A 464-nucleotide genomic window follows, 5' to 3' on the forward strand; every position below is an offset into this window, starting at 1 on the left:
GTCTCTATGCGGGCGAAGTCTTCGTGCAGGTGGCCGCCGATCCGCAGCGTCCTTTCGAGATCGAAGCCGGCAATGGCCGTATGCGTGCCCTGGGCACGGCCTTCGATGTTCGCAGTAGCGGCGATACCGTGAAGCTGGTGGTTACCGAGCATACGGTGCGAGTCACCCATGGCGATGCTTCGCAGGTTGCCGAGGTCGAGGAGGGGCAGGGACTGCAGTACGGCGCGCAATGGCTGTCCCGCCCGCAGGCTATGGATGTCAGTGCGGCCATCGCCTGGCGTCGTGACCGGCTGGTGTTCAACGAGCGGCCGGTGGGTGAGGTGGTCGATGAGTTGCGCCGCTACCACACGGGAGCGATCTGGTTGCGGGGCGATGAACTGAACAGCCTGCCGGTGACGGGCATCGTCGGTACCGGCGATGTGGCAGCCCAGTTGCAGCTACTGCAGCAGTCCCTGGCGCTGGGC

At 65.5% G+C, this 464-nt stretch carries 1 protein-coding gene; it reads left to right on the top strand.

What is annotated here, in order from left to right; genetic code table 11:
- The coding region (locus IB266_RS30485; protein WP_192264443.1) for a FecR family protein at positions 1-464 on the top strand (464 nt) is incomplete at both ends.

This window comes from Pseudomonas sp. Pdm06 (assembly GCF_014851795.1).
Taxonomy (GTDB): Bacteria; Pseudomonadota; Gammaproteobacteria; order Pseudomonadales; family Pseudomonadaceae; genus Aquipseudomonas; species Aquipseudomonas fluorescens_AA.